This is a genomic window from Dickeya ananatis (assembly GCF_019464615.1).
GTDB lineage: Bacteria > Pseudomonadota > Gammaproteobacteria > Enterobacterales > Enterobacteriaceae > Dickeya > Dickeya oryzae.
This window is the reverse complement of the sequence record NZ_CP040816.1, coordinates 1,710,308-1,726,851: the sequence shown is the minus strand read 5'-3', so window position 1 is coordinate 1,726,851 and position 16,544 is coordinate 1,710,308. Positions and strand designations below refer to the sequence as shown.

The following is a 16,544-nucleotide window of genomic DNA, read 5'->3' as shown; positions in this document are numbered from 1 at the left end:
CCACACGAAAGCCCACATACAAAAGATAATTGTGTTTGATATAGAAGGTCGGAGAGAAAGGATTTAACCCACAATTGTTAAATCAGTCCCATCCTGTTGACAGGCAACATGGTGACGGCCACCACACGGTACAGCGGTTCAGCCAAAGACACCAGCAATAGCCCGACGGCGTAGAGTAGCACCATGCACCGAGCGATGCCACCCGTTGGGCCAAAACAGGCGGCAGATAATCGATAAATACCAAAGCATTCAGACGAGTTGGGTACATTCGACGGTATATCGCTACACATCGAACGCTTACCGTTCAGGGATCATGTCCTTGAACAAAGTGTCCACTTCGCTTTCTTTAGTTTCAGGCAATACTGGCTGTTCCGTTACCGGTTCTACGCTCTGTGGCTCTGTTGCCGTTACCGGCACCAGCGCTTGTAGTAGCGCGATTTGTTGTTGCTGCTGATCAACAATCTCATGCAACAATCTTATCTGCTCATTGGCCCGGACACTGGCACGATTGATAAAGAACCACACCAGGATCACCAGCAGTACAATCAATGCGACAAAAACCACTTCCAGCATGTCTGAAGCAAAACTACTCATGTCTAAAACCTGTTACATAACCTGACTCAGGCGCGCATTCTAGCACTGTGCCGCCAGACAATTCGACAGTCATACCGCAATTCCCTGGCTGAAAAGCAGGTTCTGCCCATAAAAAAGCCTGTCACTGGGACAGGCTAATAGCCAGAGCGTGGTAACGGGTAACGTACCCTACTCTTGTCAGAACGGGTAATCGTGGTAACCCATTTGATCAGAAATATTGCGCGCCGCAGTATGCAGCATAGCCACATACTCATGCTTATTATCTTCTGAAAAACGAATCGTCGGAAAAGAAATACTCAGACCAGCAATCACTACGCCAAAACGGTCAAAGACCGGAACAGCGATACAGCGCAGCCCTTCTTCCTGCTCTTCGTTGTCTTCGCCGAATCCTTGCTGACGAACCAGATCAAGTTGTGGCAACAGTTCTTCTGTACTACCGATAGTGTGCACGGTACTACGCTTGAACTCGACATTAGATAGAATGCCTTTAACCTCTTCACGATCGCGCCAGGCCAACAATACCTTACCAATCGCGGTACTGTGCAGCGGGTTACGGCGGCCAATACGGGAATACATGCGCAGGTTGTACATAGAGTCAATTTTATGGATATAGACAATACTGTCTTCATCCAGCGCGCCGAGGTGGATAGTTTCGCGTGTTAATGCGGACAATTCACGCATTTGAATATCCGCACTGCGAATCAAGTCCACATTCTGTAATGCTTTCGCACCCAGTTCGAACAATTTCAACGTCAGTGAATATTTCTCTGACTCACCTTCCTGAGCAACATATCCCAGCGATTTCATCGTCTGCAGGAAGCGATAAACCGTACTTTTAGACATCATCACACGTTGTGATAGTTCAGTGATGCCAATTTCACGCTCTTCGCCTAATGCCTGCAAAATACCAAAAACCTTTAAGACTGACGACACGGAATCGGGTTGTTTATCTAAATCTGCAATAGCCATTTTTTTGGTTACCCTACTCAGTATTTTTGTTTTAAAAAAAATAGAACACTTGTTTTAGTATAAAGGGAACGCTCTGAATATGGCAATCAGGCATTACTATAACAGACAACATGATTAAATATTGCCCACTGCAATAGTACTGCCGGATTAATAATCTTATTGTAAAGCGAAAAAAAACCGCGCCCTTGGTGGGCACGGTTGCAGATGCTATTAGTGCCAGACAGAATCAGGCACTTTTGCCAGATAGAGCGCCGGTTTACCATCGACATCCGACGTAAACAGAATATGTTTATCGTCCGGTGTGAATGATGGATGTGGGTGCGTCACCTGACGGTCACCTTCCAGTACTTCCCATGACGTATTGTGTTGTGCAACCTGGAAATGTTTCCCGGTCTTCATGTTGAACACATACAGGAAAGGATCGTTTTCAATCTTGTAACCACCGTCATCTTTCACGTCTACGGGGGCGTTGCAACCATCCCCTACCATTAGCGTGCCATCATAGTTACTCATCAGATGCGAGCACGGCGGCATTTCTGTCAGTTGACGGTTTTCCAGCGTAACGGGGTCAACACTGCAAATAAAGCGGTTAGTGCTGCCTTTCAGATAAGAAACATAAGCCAGTGCAGAGCCATTCGGCACCCAGAATTCATGAGTACAGCTTTCACCTGGAGCATGCTCTTTCACTTTGCGCATGTTGGTGCCATCTTCATTGATGAACCACATGCGAGCATCCACCAGGTCATGCGGGCCTTCGTGACAGAAGGCGACCGTATTATCGTCGCCAGGACGGTAAATCGGGTGACCCAACCATTGTTTTTCCTGCAAAATGGTCGTGGCGTCACCGGTTTTAAGATCGATACGAATGAGGCGGCAGCATGGGTTGGTGAAATAGAACTCCTGGAATTTTTTCCAGTCAGTCAACGGCTTCCAGTCTTCTTTTTTGATCTCAATTCCCACCATCTTGGTGCAATCAGAGTTGGCGACCCAGGTACCGTATCCGACCCAGTCATCCGGTACCTGATAGATATTGGTTTCTTCCAGTGTGTTAAGATCGACACGCATCAGGTTGCGAACATTCTTCACATAATACAGCGCGTCATCGTTCGGAGACAGGAAGCCGCCAAAGGTATTGTCGCCAGTACCTTCGGTCAGTTGAGTAGCCTGCTGAGTTTTCAGGTCTAACAAATAATAGTTCCACGGCCCATCAAATGCCCCACCAAACAGCAGTTTGCTACCATCATTGGAAAAACACTTCTGGTAGAAGTAGTTGCGGTGGCAGATGACATCGGGAGGGGTGAGACGCACCACTTCGGTGCCGGTGACTGAGTCCTGGTAGGTATGGAACGTAAAAGAAAGCTTTTTACCTTTGGCCATCCGTAAATCCTTAGCGCTTATCGTGAAAAATCAGACGCCGCCAGGTGAAAGAACCTGTCACTCCGGCAAATCGCCTTGTTATACCGGTATTGTAGAAACAATGTTTCACTTTTCCGTGATCATGGTTTTATTTTATAAAACATTCTTTCGCTTTTCACTGACTGTTTGCGTTTGCGCAAGATTATTTTGCCAGACAGGGCGTCGGGTAAGACGGCGGTACATCAGGCTAATTACCAGAAAAAACAAAGGCCCAACAGGGCCTTTGTACATAAAACAATCTCATTGAACACGTGCACATGATTAGTGCGCGCGGATTATTTGAGATACTCACCAGAGCGCAACGCCTCAATACGTTTGTCCAGCGGCGGATGCGACATGAACAATTCGCTAAGAGACTTGGACTTACCGTTGATGCAGAATGCCATCATGCTACTGGCCTCCTGCGGTTCATAGCTGGTTTTCAGGCGCTGTAACGCAGCAATCATTTTCTCACGACCAACCAGTTTCGCCGAACCAGCATCAGCATGGAATTCACGATAGCGGGAGAACCACATGGTGATGATGCTGGCCAAAATACCAAACACCAGTTCCAGCACCATGGAAACAGCCATATAAACCAGCGGGTTACCGTTACCACTCTCTTCACCATCGTCACGGTTACCAGAAAGAAAACCGGTAACAATTTGCGCAATGATGCGGGAGATAAAAATAACGAAGGTATTCACTACACCTTGAACCAACGTCATCGTGACCATGTCACCGTTAGCAATGTGACTGATTTCATGAGCAATAACCGCTTCGGCCTCGTCACGGCTCATATTCTGCAATAACCCGGTGCTAACCGCGACCAGCGAACTGTCGCGACGTGCGCCTGTCGCAAATGCATTGATATCGGGAGCATGATAGATAGCAACCTGTGGCATGGCGATACCCGCCTGCTGAGACTGCATCCGCACGGTATCCAGTAACCAGCGCTCGGTTTCATCACGGGGTTGTTCAATCACCTCACCGCCGACGGAGCGCAGCGCCATCCATTTAGACATCAGCAGCGAAACAATTGACCCGCCGAAACCAAACACACCGGCCATGATAATCAAGCCCGCCATGCTGTTGTGCTGGACTCCCGTCAGGCTGAGTACCAGCCCGAACACCACCATCACCGCCAGGTTGGTGAGCAGGAAAAGCGCAATACGCATCATATGATTAAGATTTCCTCTTTCAGCAAAAGCAACAAAAGTGTTTGCAACAACCACATCGTATGGGCTGCGTCGTCATTTTCAAGCATCCATAACCTTTATGTTACCAAATTAACATAAATTTACACTTTTATTCGGGCTTAATTTGGGTAAAACAGGGAAGCGGTATACTCAGAGCACAGATTATCTCTGAACCTTATTTTGGAAAGATGTCTGGCAGGCGTATAGTTTACGTTCAATCTCAGTCAGACGAGCGCCAGACTGATGTGCAAATGGTGGTGTAAGTAAATATAACCGATGTCATAGTGGAGGAATGTTCACCGTACCAAGATCCCTCGCCCCATTCGATCGCGCCAACCCACCATCGATGCTAAAACTACATGGTTAATGGCAGCAATACAGAGACTGTCTGCCGCTTTCGCACTGATCCATACTGGTGACAAAAAATGCCTCGGCCTTATTCGCAATTCGCTGACGGGCCGATTCGGTTACATCGCCTGATGAAGCATCAACCCAGAGGCGTATCCTCCAGATCGAGCAATTTCTCGAACTCCGCTGCCGGCATCGGCCGACCAAACAGATAGCCCTGAGCCTGCTCACACCCTTTATTAAGCAGTCTTTCACACTGATCCTGCGTTTCCACGCCTTCGGCAATCACATCCAGACCAAAACTTTTTCCTAAATACAGAATAGCGCGGACAATCGCCGCATCGGGTGCCGACTCACACATGGCGCGCACGAAGGTCTGATCGATTTTAAGCCGGGTAACCGGGTAATGTTTCAACATACTGAGTGACGCATAGCCCGTTCCATAGTCGTCAAACGCAATGCCAATACCGCTATTACGCAACTCATTGAGGGGCTTCATCATATTTTCGTCATGTCGCAATATGATGTTCTCTGTAATTTCCAGCTCTAGCGCACTGGGTTTCAGGCCGGTTTGCGCCAGCACATCTCTGATTTTCTGCGCCAGCATGCCTGAGCGGAACTGTGCTGCAAACAAATTGATGCTGATCCGGAAATTTTTTGCCCCGGCACGACACCAGTCGGAAGCCTGTTGACAGGCTGAGCGCACAACCCAATCGCCAATACGTTCCGCCCAAGGCCCACGCTCCAGCGCTGACATAAATGCCGCCGGGCCCAACAACCCTTTATAGGGATGACGCCAGCGTAGTAGCGCCTCCGCCCCCACAATCTTGTTATTGACCAGATTGACCTGAGGTTGATAGAACACCTCAAACTCCTCCTGCTCATACGCCCGGATAAACTCCAGTTGAAAGGCATGACGGGCCTGAAAGACTTCTCTCAACTCACGGGTAAAGAAGCGATAGCAGTTTCGCCCGTCGGCTTTCGCCTGATACAACGCCAGATCAGCGCTGGTCAGCAAGTCCTGCACGGTGGTTCCATGCGCCGGGTACATGACTAACCCAATGCTGGCGCTGGTGTTGATTTGTTTGTCGTCAACGGGAACGGCTTGCGAAATATCATGGATGATTTTTTCCGCCAGTCTCGCGACCTGCTCTTCATCATTCTGGTTTGGCAACAATATCGCGAACTCGTCGCCCCCCATGCGGGCGACCAGATCGCCAGAATGGGCGTTGTCCTGCAGTCTTCTTGCCACACTGGACAAAATTTCGTCACCGCTGGCATGACCGAGGCTGTCATTGATATCTTTAAAGCCATCCAGATCAATAATCATGATGGCCGCGGGTTCACCGTTTTTTAGCACCTGATCCAGCGTGGACGTCAGCAAGGTACGATTCGCCAGCCCGGTAAGCGGGTCACGGTGCGCCTGCAAAAAGAGCCGCTCCTCGTAACGCTGTCTTTCCGTAACATCACGCAGGATGATGCCATAACGCGTCTGGTTATGATCCCGCCACATGGATACCGTCAACTCAGTTGATATCAATGTGCCAGACAGCGCACGGGTTTCCAGCTCGATTGAGCTGCCTTTAAAAATTGCGGTTTTGTCCGTCGCCAGATGGTGCAACTGCACAACAAACATATCCGGGACGATGATGCTGATGTGCTCACCGATAATCTGATCGCGGTTGTATTCCAGCATTTTTTCCGCAGATTCATTCCAGAAGGTGATAGTCCCTCTGTCATTGACGCACAAAATGGCGTCTGGTGACGACTCGGCAATGCTCTCAAAACGGGCCTGGCTGGCCCGGCGCGCTAAATCCAGCCGCCGCATTTCCAGTTTGTCCATCACCAACGCGGCAAAATCCTGCAAGTTATGCGCATCACGGGCGCTAAGAGAAGAACGGGGTTTGTTGTCGATGATGCACAACACACCGATCGGAAAGCCGCTAGGTGTTCGAAGTGGAATACCGGCATAAAAACGGATGTGCGGTTCGCCAGTTACCAGAGGGTTATCTCTGAAGCGGGGGTCTTTGCGCGTATCGGGGATCACCATGATCCGTTTCTTGAGAATCGCATGAGCACAGAAGGATTCATCTCTGGAGGTTTCGCATATCGACATGCCAGTACTGGCAGCAAACAGCTGTCGTTCTTCTTCTATCAGCGAAATCAACACGATAGGGACGTTAAAAACGTTAGCCGCCAAATTGATCAGATTATCAAAACCAGGATCAGACAGCGGTTTACTAATGCCGTACTCTCTTAACGCCGCAAGTCGGCTTTTCTCATCTTTATTTGCTGGGGCTCGACTCATGGGGGTTCCCCTCACATTATCCATTGTTTTTTCTGTCAGAAAAAATTGTAGCCTGTTGCCGCGACGGCACTTACCGTAACTTTTCACGCAAAAAAAATCATCGACGAATAAAATCCATCGATATCTTTCGATTAAATTTAAAACGATAACTGGCTACTATCCCTCTTTGCTCTGTCTCTTCCCCATACCAGGGAGCTCATCGTTCATGCAAATTATCGGGCAGCGCCAACAGAATAGCAAAATGCCGACGAGGAGGAAGACCCTGTTTCCAACATTTTCAGAGATTCTCAGCTTTTAATAAAAATAGCGATAAACGCAAGTGGTTAATTATCCTAATAGATCGTTATTCCCAATCATCAACCAAAACTTGATAACTTATCGCTATAAATGTTTATTGTCGGTAACTTTCCATAGCCAACCAATCACCGGATATTTTTTCTCCGAACGGTTAAATACTGGAAAAGACTTTTTCTTTAAGGGAATCGACGTACAAAATCAAAATAACAATTAGCTGACTGATGATATATCAACCTCAGTTTCTATTCTGACTCGATGCCAAAACGAGCAACAAAACAAACCACTATTCGTCCTCTGGCGTTATAACAACCAAATTTCGACGATGAATTCGGATAAAAAGCATCAAAAACGAGAAGAGAATGTAATGTGATGGTTCTAAATTGATAGCACAAAAAAGCGAAAGAGGAAAAAAACACGGCGCAATAGCCGTAACATTAGTAAGGACTACAGAGGAATACATCGGAGAGGCCGTACGAATCGTACGTCGTTAAAGATAAAAAAAACCTCACGGAAGCCTGACCACCGTGAGGTTTGGTACGATGTCGCCATCGATTACATGTTGCTGATGATATCCTGAGCGAATTCGCTACATTTACGCAGCGTAGCGCCTTCCATCAGACGTTCGAAGTCATAGGTGACCGTCTTGTTCCTGATAGCGCCTTCCATCCCTTTCACGATCAGGTCAGCCGCTTCAAACCACTGCAGGTGGCGCAGCATCATCTCAGCAGACAAAATAACCGAACCTGGGTTCACTTTGTCCTGACCGGCATACTTCGGCGCCGTACCGTGAGTCGCTTCAAACAGTGCACATTCGTCACCAATGTTAGCCCCCGGAGCGATACCGATCCCACCAACCTGAGCTGCCAGCGCATCAGAAATATAATCACCGTTAAGGTTCATACAGGCGATGACATCGTATTCAGCCGGACGCAGCAGGATCTGCTGCAGGAAGGCATCGGCAATAACATCTTTAACGATGATATCTTTGCCGGTTTTCGGGTTCTTGATTTTCACCCACGGCCCACCGTCGATCAGTTCGCCGCCGAATTCTTCGCGAGCCAGCTGGTAACCCCAGTCTTTGAACGCACCTTCGGTGAACTTCATGATGTTGCCTTTGTGCACCAGCGTGACAGAATCGCGATCATTGGTGATGGCGTATTCAATGGCGGCACGAACCAGACGCTTAGTCCCGGCTTCAGAACACGGTTTTATACCGATACCACACTGCTGCGGGAAACGGATTTTCTTCACACCCATTTCATCTTGCAGGAACTTGATGACTTTGTCCGCTTCCGGTGTGCCAGCTTTCCACTCTATACCGGCATAAATGTCTTCAGCGTTTTCACGGAAGATGACCATGTCAGTCAGTTCGGGTTGTTTCACCGGGCTCGGCGTACCTTCATAATAACGAACCGGACGCAGACAGACGTACAAATCCAGTTGCTGACGCAGTGCCACGTTTAAAGAACGGATACCACCACCTACCGGCGTAGTCAGCGGCCCTTTGATAGCAACGCGATATTCGCGGATCAGATCCAGCGTTTCATCTGGCAACCAGACATCTTGACCATACACCTGAGTGGATTTCTCACCGGTGTAAATTTCCATCCAGGAAATTTTGCGCTTACCCTGATAGGCTTTGTTTACCGCGGCATCGACAACGTTAATCATGGCTGGCGTAACATCAACACCGATACCGTCACCTTCGATGAACGGAATGATCGGATTAGCAGGCACGACCAGTTTACCCTGGGCGTCAACCGTGATTTTCTGCCCTTCTGCCGGTACAACTACTTTACTTTCCATTAACCTCTCCTTCGAGCGCCATTTTGTTAATGACTTGTAAGATGCGTGTCAATACTACTTGAATATTTAGCCTGAGCCAATCACAAACCATTTCGAGTATAATGTTTTTGTCATTCACAGCCAGTAATAAGATGAATAAATTCCCTGTTAGAAATCACCAACTTAAACGATTCAGCTCTCGACCAAAAAAAAATGAGCCTGGCGTCGTCACCCAAAGGCGCATCGTCTTGCTTAATAAACCGTTCGATGTGCTTTCTCAGTTTACCGATGAAGGCGGCCGCGCCACGCTGAAAGACTACGTTCCCTTTCGCGATATCTACGCCGCCGGGCGACTCGATCGGGACAGCGAAGGCCTGCTCATTCTGACTAATGACGGCAAATTGCAGGCACGGCTGACTCAACCCGGCAAGCAGACCCCCAAAATTTACTATGCCCAGGTTGAAGGCATTCCCGATGAAGACGCGCTGCGTGCTTTTCGCACCGGTTTGGTGTTAAACGATGGCCCTACACTGCCTGCGGGCGCAGAACGTGTGGATGAACCCGCCTGGCTGTGGCCACGCCAGCCACCTATCCGCGAACGTAAAAACATTCCGGTGAGCTGGCTAAAAATCACACTCTATGAAGGCCGTAATCGCCAGGTAAGACGGATGACGGCGCATATCGGCTATCCGACACTGCGTTTGATTCGCTACAGTATGGCTAACCACACTCTTGATGGATTACTCCCCGGCGACTGGAAGGAGATTGATCATGTTTAAACCCCATGTAACCGTGGCCTGTGTTGTACAGGCAGAAGGCCATTTTCTGGTAGTGGAAGAAGAAATCAACCATCGTCGGCTGTGGAACCAACCAGCAGGTCACCTGGAAGCAGACGAAACGCTGATTCAGGCAGCCCAACGGGAGCTGTTCGAAGAAACCGGCATCCGAGCCATGCCACAACATTTTTTGCAACTTCACCAGTGGATCGCGCCAGATAGTACCCCCTTCCTGCGTTTTAGCTTCACAATTGATCTACCCGAACGGCTCCCAACCACGCCGCACGATAGCGACATCCTCTGCTGCCACTGGCTGAAGCCAGAAGAGATTCTTCAGGCGCCGTGTTTACGCTCGCCATTGGTCGCCGCCAGCCTGCATTGTTATCAGCACGGCCAGCGTTATCCGCTGAGCCTGTTGGAAGCGTTTAACTGGCCATTTCCCATCCCTGCCTGATATCTTCCGGTTCGCCGTTTAGCCAGCGGCGAACCCGTTTCACCTGAAAGCCGGTTTTCAGGTATCGCGCTATCAGGTCAATGACGCGCAAGAAAATGTGTGATCACGATAAATGTGTTAACCTATTGCGCTTGTTTTTCGCTTTAACGCTTTACACCACCTCACTGAGTTTGAGTTCGCGAGATGTCCATGTCAGATAACAGCCAGAAAAAAGTCATTGTCGGTATGTCCGGCGGTGTTGACTCATCGGTATCCGCCTATCTGTTGCAACAGCAAGGGTATCAGGTGGAAGGCCTGTTCATGAAAAACTGGGAAGAGGATGACGACACGGAGTATTGCTCCGCCGCCACCGACCTGGCCGATGCGCAAGCGGTCTGCGACAAGTTAGGCATAACGCTGCACACCGTGAATTTCGCCGCCGAGTACTGGGACAATGTCTTTGAGCATTTTCTGGCGGAATACCGTGCAGGTCGCACGCCTAACCCGGATATTCTGTGCAACAAAGAAATCAAATTCAAAGCCTTCCTGGAGTTTGCAGCCGAAGATTTAGGCGCCGACTACATTGCTACCGGCCATTATGTCCGCCGTCAGGATATCGACGGTAAAAGCCGTCTGCTGCGTGGTCTGGACGGCAACAAAGACCAGAGCTATTTCCTTTATACCCTGAGTCACCAGCAAGTGGCACAAAGTCTGTTCCCGGTGGGTGAGCTGGAAAAACCCGAAGTGCGGAAAATCGCCGAGCAGTTGGACCTGGCAACCGCCAGGAAAAAAGACTCGACCGGCATCTGTTTTATTGGCGAGCGCAAGTTCCGTGACTTCCTGGCTCGTTACCTGCCAGCGCAACCTGGCCCTATCTTATCTGTAGACGACGGTAAGGTGATGGGTGAGCATCAGGGGTTGATGTACCACACGCTGGGGCAACGCAAAGGCCTCGGCATTGGTGGCGTTAAAGAAGGCGGCGATGACCCGTGGTACGTGGTTGATAAAGATGTCGCCAGCAATGTGTTGTACGTCGCACAAGGGCACGAGCATCCCCGCCTGATGTCCGTTGGCTTGATTGCCCAACAACTCCACTGGGTTGACCGCGAGCCGCTGAGCGCACCGCTGCGTTGCACGGTAAAAACTCGTTATCGTCAGGCAGATATCCCGTGTTTGCTGACACCGCTGGATGCAGACCGTATCGAAGTCCGCTTTGACGAACCGGTCGCCGCCGTCACGCCGGGCCAGTCCGCCGTATTCTATCAGGGTGAAATCTGCCTTGGTGGCGGCATCATCGAAGAACGCCTGCGTATGGTGCCATAACCGGCTCACACCGCATTCGACCAGAGGAGCTTCAACGCTTCTCTGGTTTTTTTCTGACTTTTCTCTTCTTATTTCCCGTTTGCTGTCTTTTTTTGTTGCGTCACTGATGCGTTTTGCCACTCATCCCTTCCCTCTCTTCTCCACCTGATGACGTCAAATAAAACACCGCGTTGGCACCTTTTTCGTTGTCATGACACTAAACTTTGAAGTACCGAACGATCAGGATGAACGATTTGCAACCCGTGCTGGGTTTTGCCGGGTTGATACTGGGTTCATCTTGATTTTTATGGCATGATCATCGCCTTTTTAGGCTGTGTGAGTGAAAAAGCTGGAGATGTACGCCAGTTTTTGACTTCTTTTCTGGGGAAAATTGGCTGTGCAGTCAGTATCGCCATTCCGGACCCACACAGTGGCCAGATGATGTTGACAGGAGTAATTGTGGCTAAAAATTATCATGACATTACGCTGGCAATGGCAGGAATCTGCCAGTCTGCTTATTTGGTGCAGCAACTCGCGCATCAAGGCAGTTGCAATACGGATGTATTAAAAACGTCACTGAAAAGTATCATGAATATTAACCCATCCAGTACGATGGATGTGTTTGGCAACGCGGAACAGCATCTGAAGATTGGGCTGGAAACGCTGCTGGGGATCCTCAACTCGTCACGCGAAGGTCTGGGCGCTGAGTTGTCGCGCTATACGTTTAGCCTGATGGTGCTGGAGCGCCGACTGAACAATAACCGGGCCGCACTGGATGAATTAGGCAACCGTATCAATAAGTTGGACAGACAACTGGAACACTACGACTTGTTATCAGACACGTTTATTAACGTACTCGCCGGTATTTATGTGGATGTCATCAGTAAACTGGGCCCCCGTATTCAGGTAACCGGCGCGCAAGATGTGCTAAAAAGCCCGCAGATTCAGGCGAAGGTACGTGCCGTACTGCTGGCAGGGATCCGTGCTGCCGTACTGTGGCAGCAAGTGGGCGGTAGTCGGCTACAGTTGATGTTCTCCCGTAGTAAACTGGTACGCCACGCACAAGAGATCTTGAACCGCTGCCACCACACCCTCTGACAGAGACACCGCTTGATTGATGGTGGCTGCTTATTCCGGTTCAGCCACCGTCATGAGATACTAGTTATCAGACGATGCTGTTTGTCATGCGCTGTTGTTACGATGCGCGGTTATTTGCCATGAAACGCGATTCGTCATGCGATAGGATGGCGATAATCTATGTTATTTATTTGAAAACAATCCCAGGAGTTGCTTGCGATGGAATTATCCTCACTGACCGCCGTTTCCCCCATTGATGGACGCTACGGCGATAAAGTCAGCATGTTGCGCACTATTTTCAGCGAATACGGTTTGCTGAAATTCCGTGTGCAGGTTGAAGTACGTTGGCTGCAAAAACTGGCGGCCTGTGCAGAAATCAAGGAAGTTCCTGCATTTGATGCCGACGCAAACGCTTTCCTTGACAAGATTGTCGCTGAATTTAGCGAAGAAGACGCCGCGCGCATTAAAACCATCGAACGCACCACCAACCATGACGTCAAAGCGGTGGAGTATTTCCTGAAGGAAAAAGTGGCGGCGGTTCCGGCTTTGCACGCCGTGAATGAATTCATCCACTTCGCCTGCACGTCTGAAGATATCAACAACCTGTCCCACGCCCTGATGCTGGATGCCGCTCGTCGTGACGTCTTGCTGCCGTTCTGGCGTAATATCATCGATGCCATCAAGCAACTGGCGCAGCAGTACCGCGATATCCCGCTGTTGTCCCGTACCCACGGGCAGCCCGCCACACCGTCGACTATCGGTAAAGAATTTGCCAACGTCGCCTACCGTATGGAGCGTCAATTCCGCCAACTGCAACAGGTGGAAATCCTGGGTAAAATCAACGGTGCTGTCGGGAACTATAACGCCCACATGGTGGCGTACCCGGCGGTTGACTGGCACCAGTTTAGCGAAAGCTTCGTCACCTCACTGGGTATTCAGTGGAACCCCTACACCACACAGATCGAACCGCATGACTATATTGCCGAAATGTTCGATTGTATCGCCCGTTTCAACACCATTCTGATCGACTTTGACCGCGATGTGTGGGGTTACGTGGCCCTTAACCATTTCAAACAGAAAACCATCGCCGGTGAAATTGGCTCTTCTACCATGCCGCACAAAGTTAACCCGATCGACTTTGAGAACTCCGAGGGTAATCTGGGGCTGGCTAACGCAGTAATGGGCCATCTTGCCAGCAAATTGCCGGTATCACGCTGGCAGCGCGACCTGACCGATTCAACGGTACTGCGTAATCTCGGCGTGGGCGTAGGCTATGCCGTTATCGCTTATCAGGCATCCCTGAAAGGCATCAGCAAGCTGGAGGTCAATCGTGACCACCTGCTGGATGAACTGGATCACAACTGGGAAGTACTGGCTGAGCCGATTCAAACGGTAATGCGTCGTTACGGTATCGAAAAACCTTACGAGAAACTCAAAGAACTGACCCGTGGCAAGCGAGTAGACGCGGAAGGCATGAAGGCGTTTATCGACGGGCTGGCGCTGCCGGACGATGAAAAAACGCGTCTTAAGGCATTAACACCGGCCAATTACATCGGTCGTGCCATCAAACTGGTTGACGAACTTTAACCTTATTTCGGGCGACATCACCGTCGCCCGAGCTATTTCCTGCCTCATCGTTTAGCCCCAGTTGAGCACGATTGTGGATAATGCTGACGTACCTTACATCTATAAGGTATTTTTGTCGTTGGCTATCCTAAATGACGGTAAACGCGCTGGTCAGCACAGCAAGACCTGTACAACGCGTTAACAGTTCTCTAAGTTTGGATAATTCACTAAGTTTGGATCGTTCTCATCAGGCAATGGACCGAGGAAAACCGTCATGCGTATTCTTGTGATTGAAGATAATGTTCTGTTACGCCATCACCTGAATGTCCAGTTAAATGAAATGGGACACCAGGTTGATGCAGCGGCGGACGCAAAAGAAGCGGATTATTTCCTTCAGGAACACGCGCCAGACATCGCGATTGTCGATTTGGGATTGCCGGTAGAAGATGGCACCAGCCTGATCCGCCGCTGGCGCTCGCATCAGGTCAAATTGCCAATTTTGGTTCTCACCGCTCGGGAAAGCTGGCAGGAAAAAGTCGCGGTTCTGGAAGCGGGTGCGGATGATTACGTCACCAAGCCGTTTCACATTGAGGAAGTCGTCGCACGCATGCAGGCGCTGATGCGTCGCAATAGTGGCCTGGCGTCTCAAATTATCAGCCTGCCGCCCTTTGAAGTGGACCTGTCACGTCGCGAATTACTGGTGCATGGCGAACCGGTCAAGCTCACCGCGTTTGAATATACCATCGTCGAAACGCTTATCCGCAACAACGGTAAGGTGGTCAGCAAAGAATCACTGATGCTGCAACTGTATCCCGACGCGGAGTTGCGGGAAAGTCATACCATCGACGTATTAATGGGACGGCTGCGCAAGAAACTGCAATCTGCCAACTCCCATGATGTTATTACCACCGTTCGCGGGCAGGGTTACCGCTTCGATATCTAATTATTCTGGACGGCAAGTTGAGAAAATCTCATTTTTCGCTGCGTTTTCGCTTTCTGATTTCGACCGCTGCGGTAGTACTGGCACTCACACTCTCCTACGGTATTGTCGCAGTAGTGGGATATAGCGTGAGTTTTGACAAGACGTCATTCCGCTTGCTGCGCGGCGAGAGCAACCTGTTTTATAGCCTGGCGCAGTGGCATGATAATCAACTGACCATCGCAACACCGCCTGAAATCGATATTAACTACCCTACGCTGGTATTTATCTACGATAAACACGGCCACCTATTGTGGCGGGAACGCGCCGTTCCGGAGCTGGAATCCCAGATAAAACCTGAATGGCTGGAAAAAACGGATTACCACGAACTGGACGCCGACTCCAATACCAGTAATGCCGTCTTACAAGGCAGCAGCCCGCAAATGCTGGATAAGTTGCACGCCTACAGTTCGGAAGACAAAACACCGTTCACCCATTCCATCGCCGTCAACGTTTACCCCGCCTCTGAACGTTTGCCTAAACTGGTTATCGTGGTGGTAGACAGGGTGCCGCAGGAACTGCAACAGGCGGATGTGGTGTGGGAGTGGTTCCGTTACGTGTTTATCGCTCATCTGGTGTTGGTACTGCCGTTATTGTGGCTGGCAGCCCACTGGAGTCTGCGGCCTATTAAGCATCTGGTGCATCAGATAAGCGAACTGGAAAGTGGTTCCCGCGAGCACCTGGATGAAAATCCACCACGCGAGTTGAACAGTCTGGTGCGAAATCTCAATACATTGTTGAGTAACGAGCGCCAGCGTTATCACAAATATCGAACGACGTTAACCGACCTGACCCACAGTCTGAAAACACCGCTGGCGGTGTTGCAGACCACGTTACGCTCGTTACGCACCGGCAAAGAGCTGACCATCGAACAAGCCGAACCCATCATGCTGACGCAAATCAGCCGTATCTCGCAGCAAATCGGCTATTACCTGCACCGTGCCAGCGTGCGGACCGAACACCTCACTATCATACGGGAAGTGCACTCCGTTCCGGCACAGCTCGACGCGCTCTGCTCCGCGTTGAATAAGGTGTACCAGCGTAAAGGTGTTGTGCTGACCATGGACATTGCCCCCGAGCTGACCTTCATTGGCGAGAAGAACGACTTTATGGAGGTCATGGGCAATATTCTCGACAACGCCTGTAAGTATTGTCTGGAGTTCGTTGAAATCAGCGCCCGCTATTCCGGCCAAAAACTGCATCTGGTCGTTGATGATGACGGCCCTGGTATTCCTGACAGCAAGCGCGAAGTCATTTTCCAGCGCGGTCAACGGGCGGACACATTGCGCCCGGGGCAAGGCATTGGGCTATCCGTTGCCGCAGAAATCATCGAGCAATATCAGGGCGAAATTCTTATCGGCTCCAGCGCACTCGGCGGTGCCAAAGTAGAAGCGATTTTCGGTCAGCAGCACCTCGGCCAGAATGATAATTAATGCGCTCTGCTGCGAATCACCTACACTGTAGTGAGTGGTACGGTTGTCATTAATTAACATCAACCTTGTTATTAACAGCCCGG

Annotated in this window: 14 protein-coding genes; 7 read left to right on the top strand and 7 right to left on the bottom strand. The window is 50.0% G+C overall.

Annotation, left to right across the window (positions count from 1 at the left end; genetic code table 11):
- Positions 1-77 precede the first annotated feature (77 nt).
- The 7 genes from FGI04_RS07510 to icd all read right to left on the bottom strand — a co-directional run bounded on the left by FGI04_RS07510 (position 78) and on the right by icd (position 8,916).
- Positions 78-290 carry a hypothetical protein gene (locus tag FGI04_RS07510; RefSeq protein WP_407336529.1) on the bottom strand — a complete coding sequence of 71 codons (213 nt, stop codon included), beginning with the start codon at positions 288-290 and terminating at the stop codon, positions 78-80.
- A 7-nt stretch (positions 291-297) separates the two neighbouring features.
- Positions 298-594 (bottom strand): YebO family protein, encoded by a 297-nt coding sequence (locus tag FGI04_RS07505; protein ID WP_407273418.1) that lies wholly within the window; start codon positions 592-594, stop codon positions 298-300.
- Positions 595-771: 177 nt separating this feature from the next.
- Positions 772-1,563, bottom strand: a complete 792-nt coding sequence (gene kdgR / locus FGI04_RS07500; protein ID WP_016941465.1) for a DNA-binding transcriptional regulator KdgR — start codon at positions 1,561-1,563, stop codon at positions 772-774.
- Positions 1,564-1,773: 210 nt separating this feature from the next.
- On the bottom strand, positions 1,774-2,940 hold the full coding sequence (gene ogl, locus FGI04_RS07495; protein ID WP_407336528.1) for an oligogalacturonate lyase: 1,167 nt from the start codon (positions 2,938-2,940) through the stop codon (positions 1,774-1,776).
- Positions 2,941-3,254: 314 nt separating this feature from the next.
- Complete coding sequence (gene htpX, locus FGI04_RS07490; RefSeq protein ID WP_016941467.1) at positions 3,255-4,139, bottom strand: protease HtpX; 885 nt, start codon at positions 4,137-4,139, stop codon at positions 3,255-3,257.
- Between the two features lie 505 nt (positions 4,140-4,644).
- Positions 4,645-6,813: a sensor domain-containing phosphodiesterase gene (locus FGI04_RS07485; protein ID WP_342700932.1), complete on the bottom strand. Its 2,169-nt coding sequence runs from the start codon at positions 6,811-6,813 to the stop codon at positions 4,645-4,647.
- Between the two features lie 849 nt (positions 6,814-7,662).
- Positions 7,663-8,916 (bottom strand): NADP-dependent isocitrate dehydrogenase, encoded by a 1,254-nt coding sequence (gene icd, locus FGI04_RS07480; protein ID WP_012884613.1) that lies wholly within the window; start codon positions 8,914-8,916, stop codon positions 7,663-7,665.
- A gap of 131 nt (positions 8,917-9,047) precedes the next feature.
- Between icd and rluE the strand changes: the two genes are divergently transcribed.
- The 7 genes from rluE (at position 9,048) to phoQ (ending at position 16,461) form a co-directional block, all read left to right on the top strand.
- A complete protein-coding gene (gene rluE, locus FGI04_RS07475; RefSeq protein WP_342700933.1) occupies positions 9,048-9,674 on the top strand; it encodes a 23S rRNA pseudouridine(2457) synthase RluE in 627 nt (208 codons plus the stop codon).
- Complete coding sequence (locus FGI04_RS07470) at positions 9,667-10,125, top strand: NUDIX hydrolase (protein WP_407336527.1); 459 nt, start codon at positions 9,667-9,669, stop codon at positions 10,123-10,125. The genes rluE and FGI04_RS07470 overlap by 8 nt, the downstream gene beginning before the upstream one ends.
- A gap of 189 nt (positions 10,126-10,314) precedes the next feature.
- Positions 10,315-11,427: a tRNA 2-thiouridine(34) synthase MnmA gene (gene mnmA, locus FGI04_RS07465; RefSeq protein WP_016941472.1), complete on the top strand. Its 1,113-nt coding sequence runs from the start codon at positions 10,315-10,317 to the stop codon at positions 11,425-11,427.
- A 438-nt stretch (positions 11,428-11,865) separates the two neighbouring features.
- Positions 11,866-12,504: a high frequency lysogenization protein HflD gene (gene hflD, locus FGI04_RS07460; protein WP_407336526.1), complete on the top strand. Its 639-nt coding sequence runs from the start codon at positions 11,866-11,868 to the stop codon at positions 12,502-12,504.
- A gap of 198 nt (positions 12,505-12,702) precedes the next feature.
- Complete coding sequence (purB, locus tag FGI04_RS07455; RefSeq protein ID WP_016941474.1) at positions 12,703-14,070, top strand: adenylosuccinate lyase; 1,368 nt, start codon at positions 12,703-12,705, stop codon at positions 14,068-14,070.
- A gap of 253 nt (positions 14,071-14,323) precedes the next feature.
- A complete protein-coding gene (phoP, locus tag FGI04_RS07450; RefSeq protein ID WP_038907846.1) occupies positions 14,324-14,992 on the top strand; it encodes a two-component system response regulator PhoP in 669 nt (222 codons plus the stop codon).
- 17 nt (positions 14,993-15,009) lie between these two features.
- Positions 15,010-16,461: a two-component system sensor histidine kinase PhoQ gene (gene phoQ / locus FGI04_RS07445; protein WP_028085619.1), complete on the top strand. Its 1,452-nt coding sequence runs from the start codon at positions 15,010-15,012 to the stop codon at positions 16,459-16,461.
- Positions 16,462-16,544 lie beyond the last annotated feature (83 nt).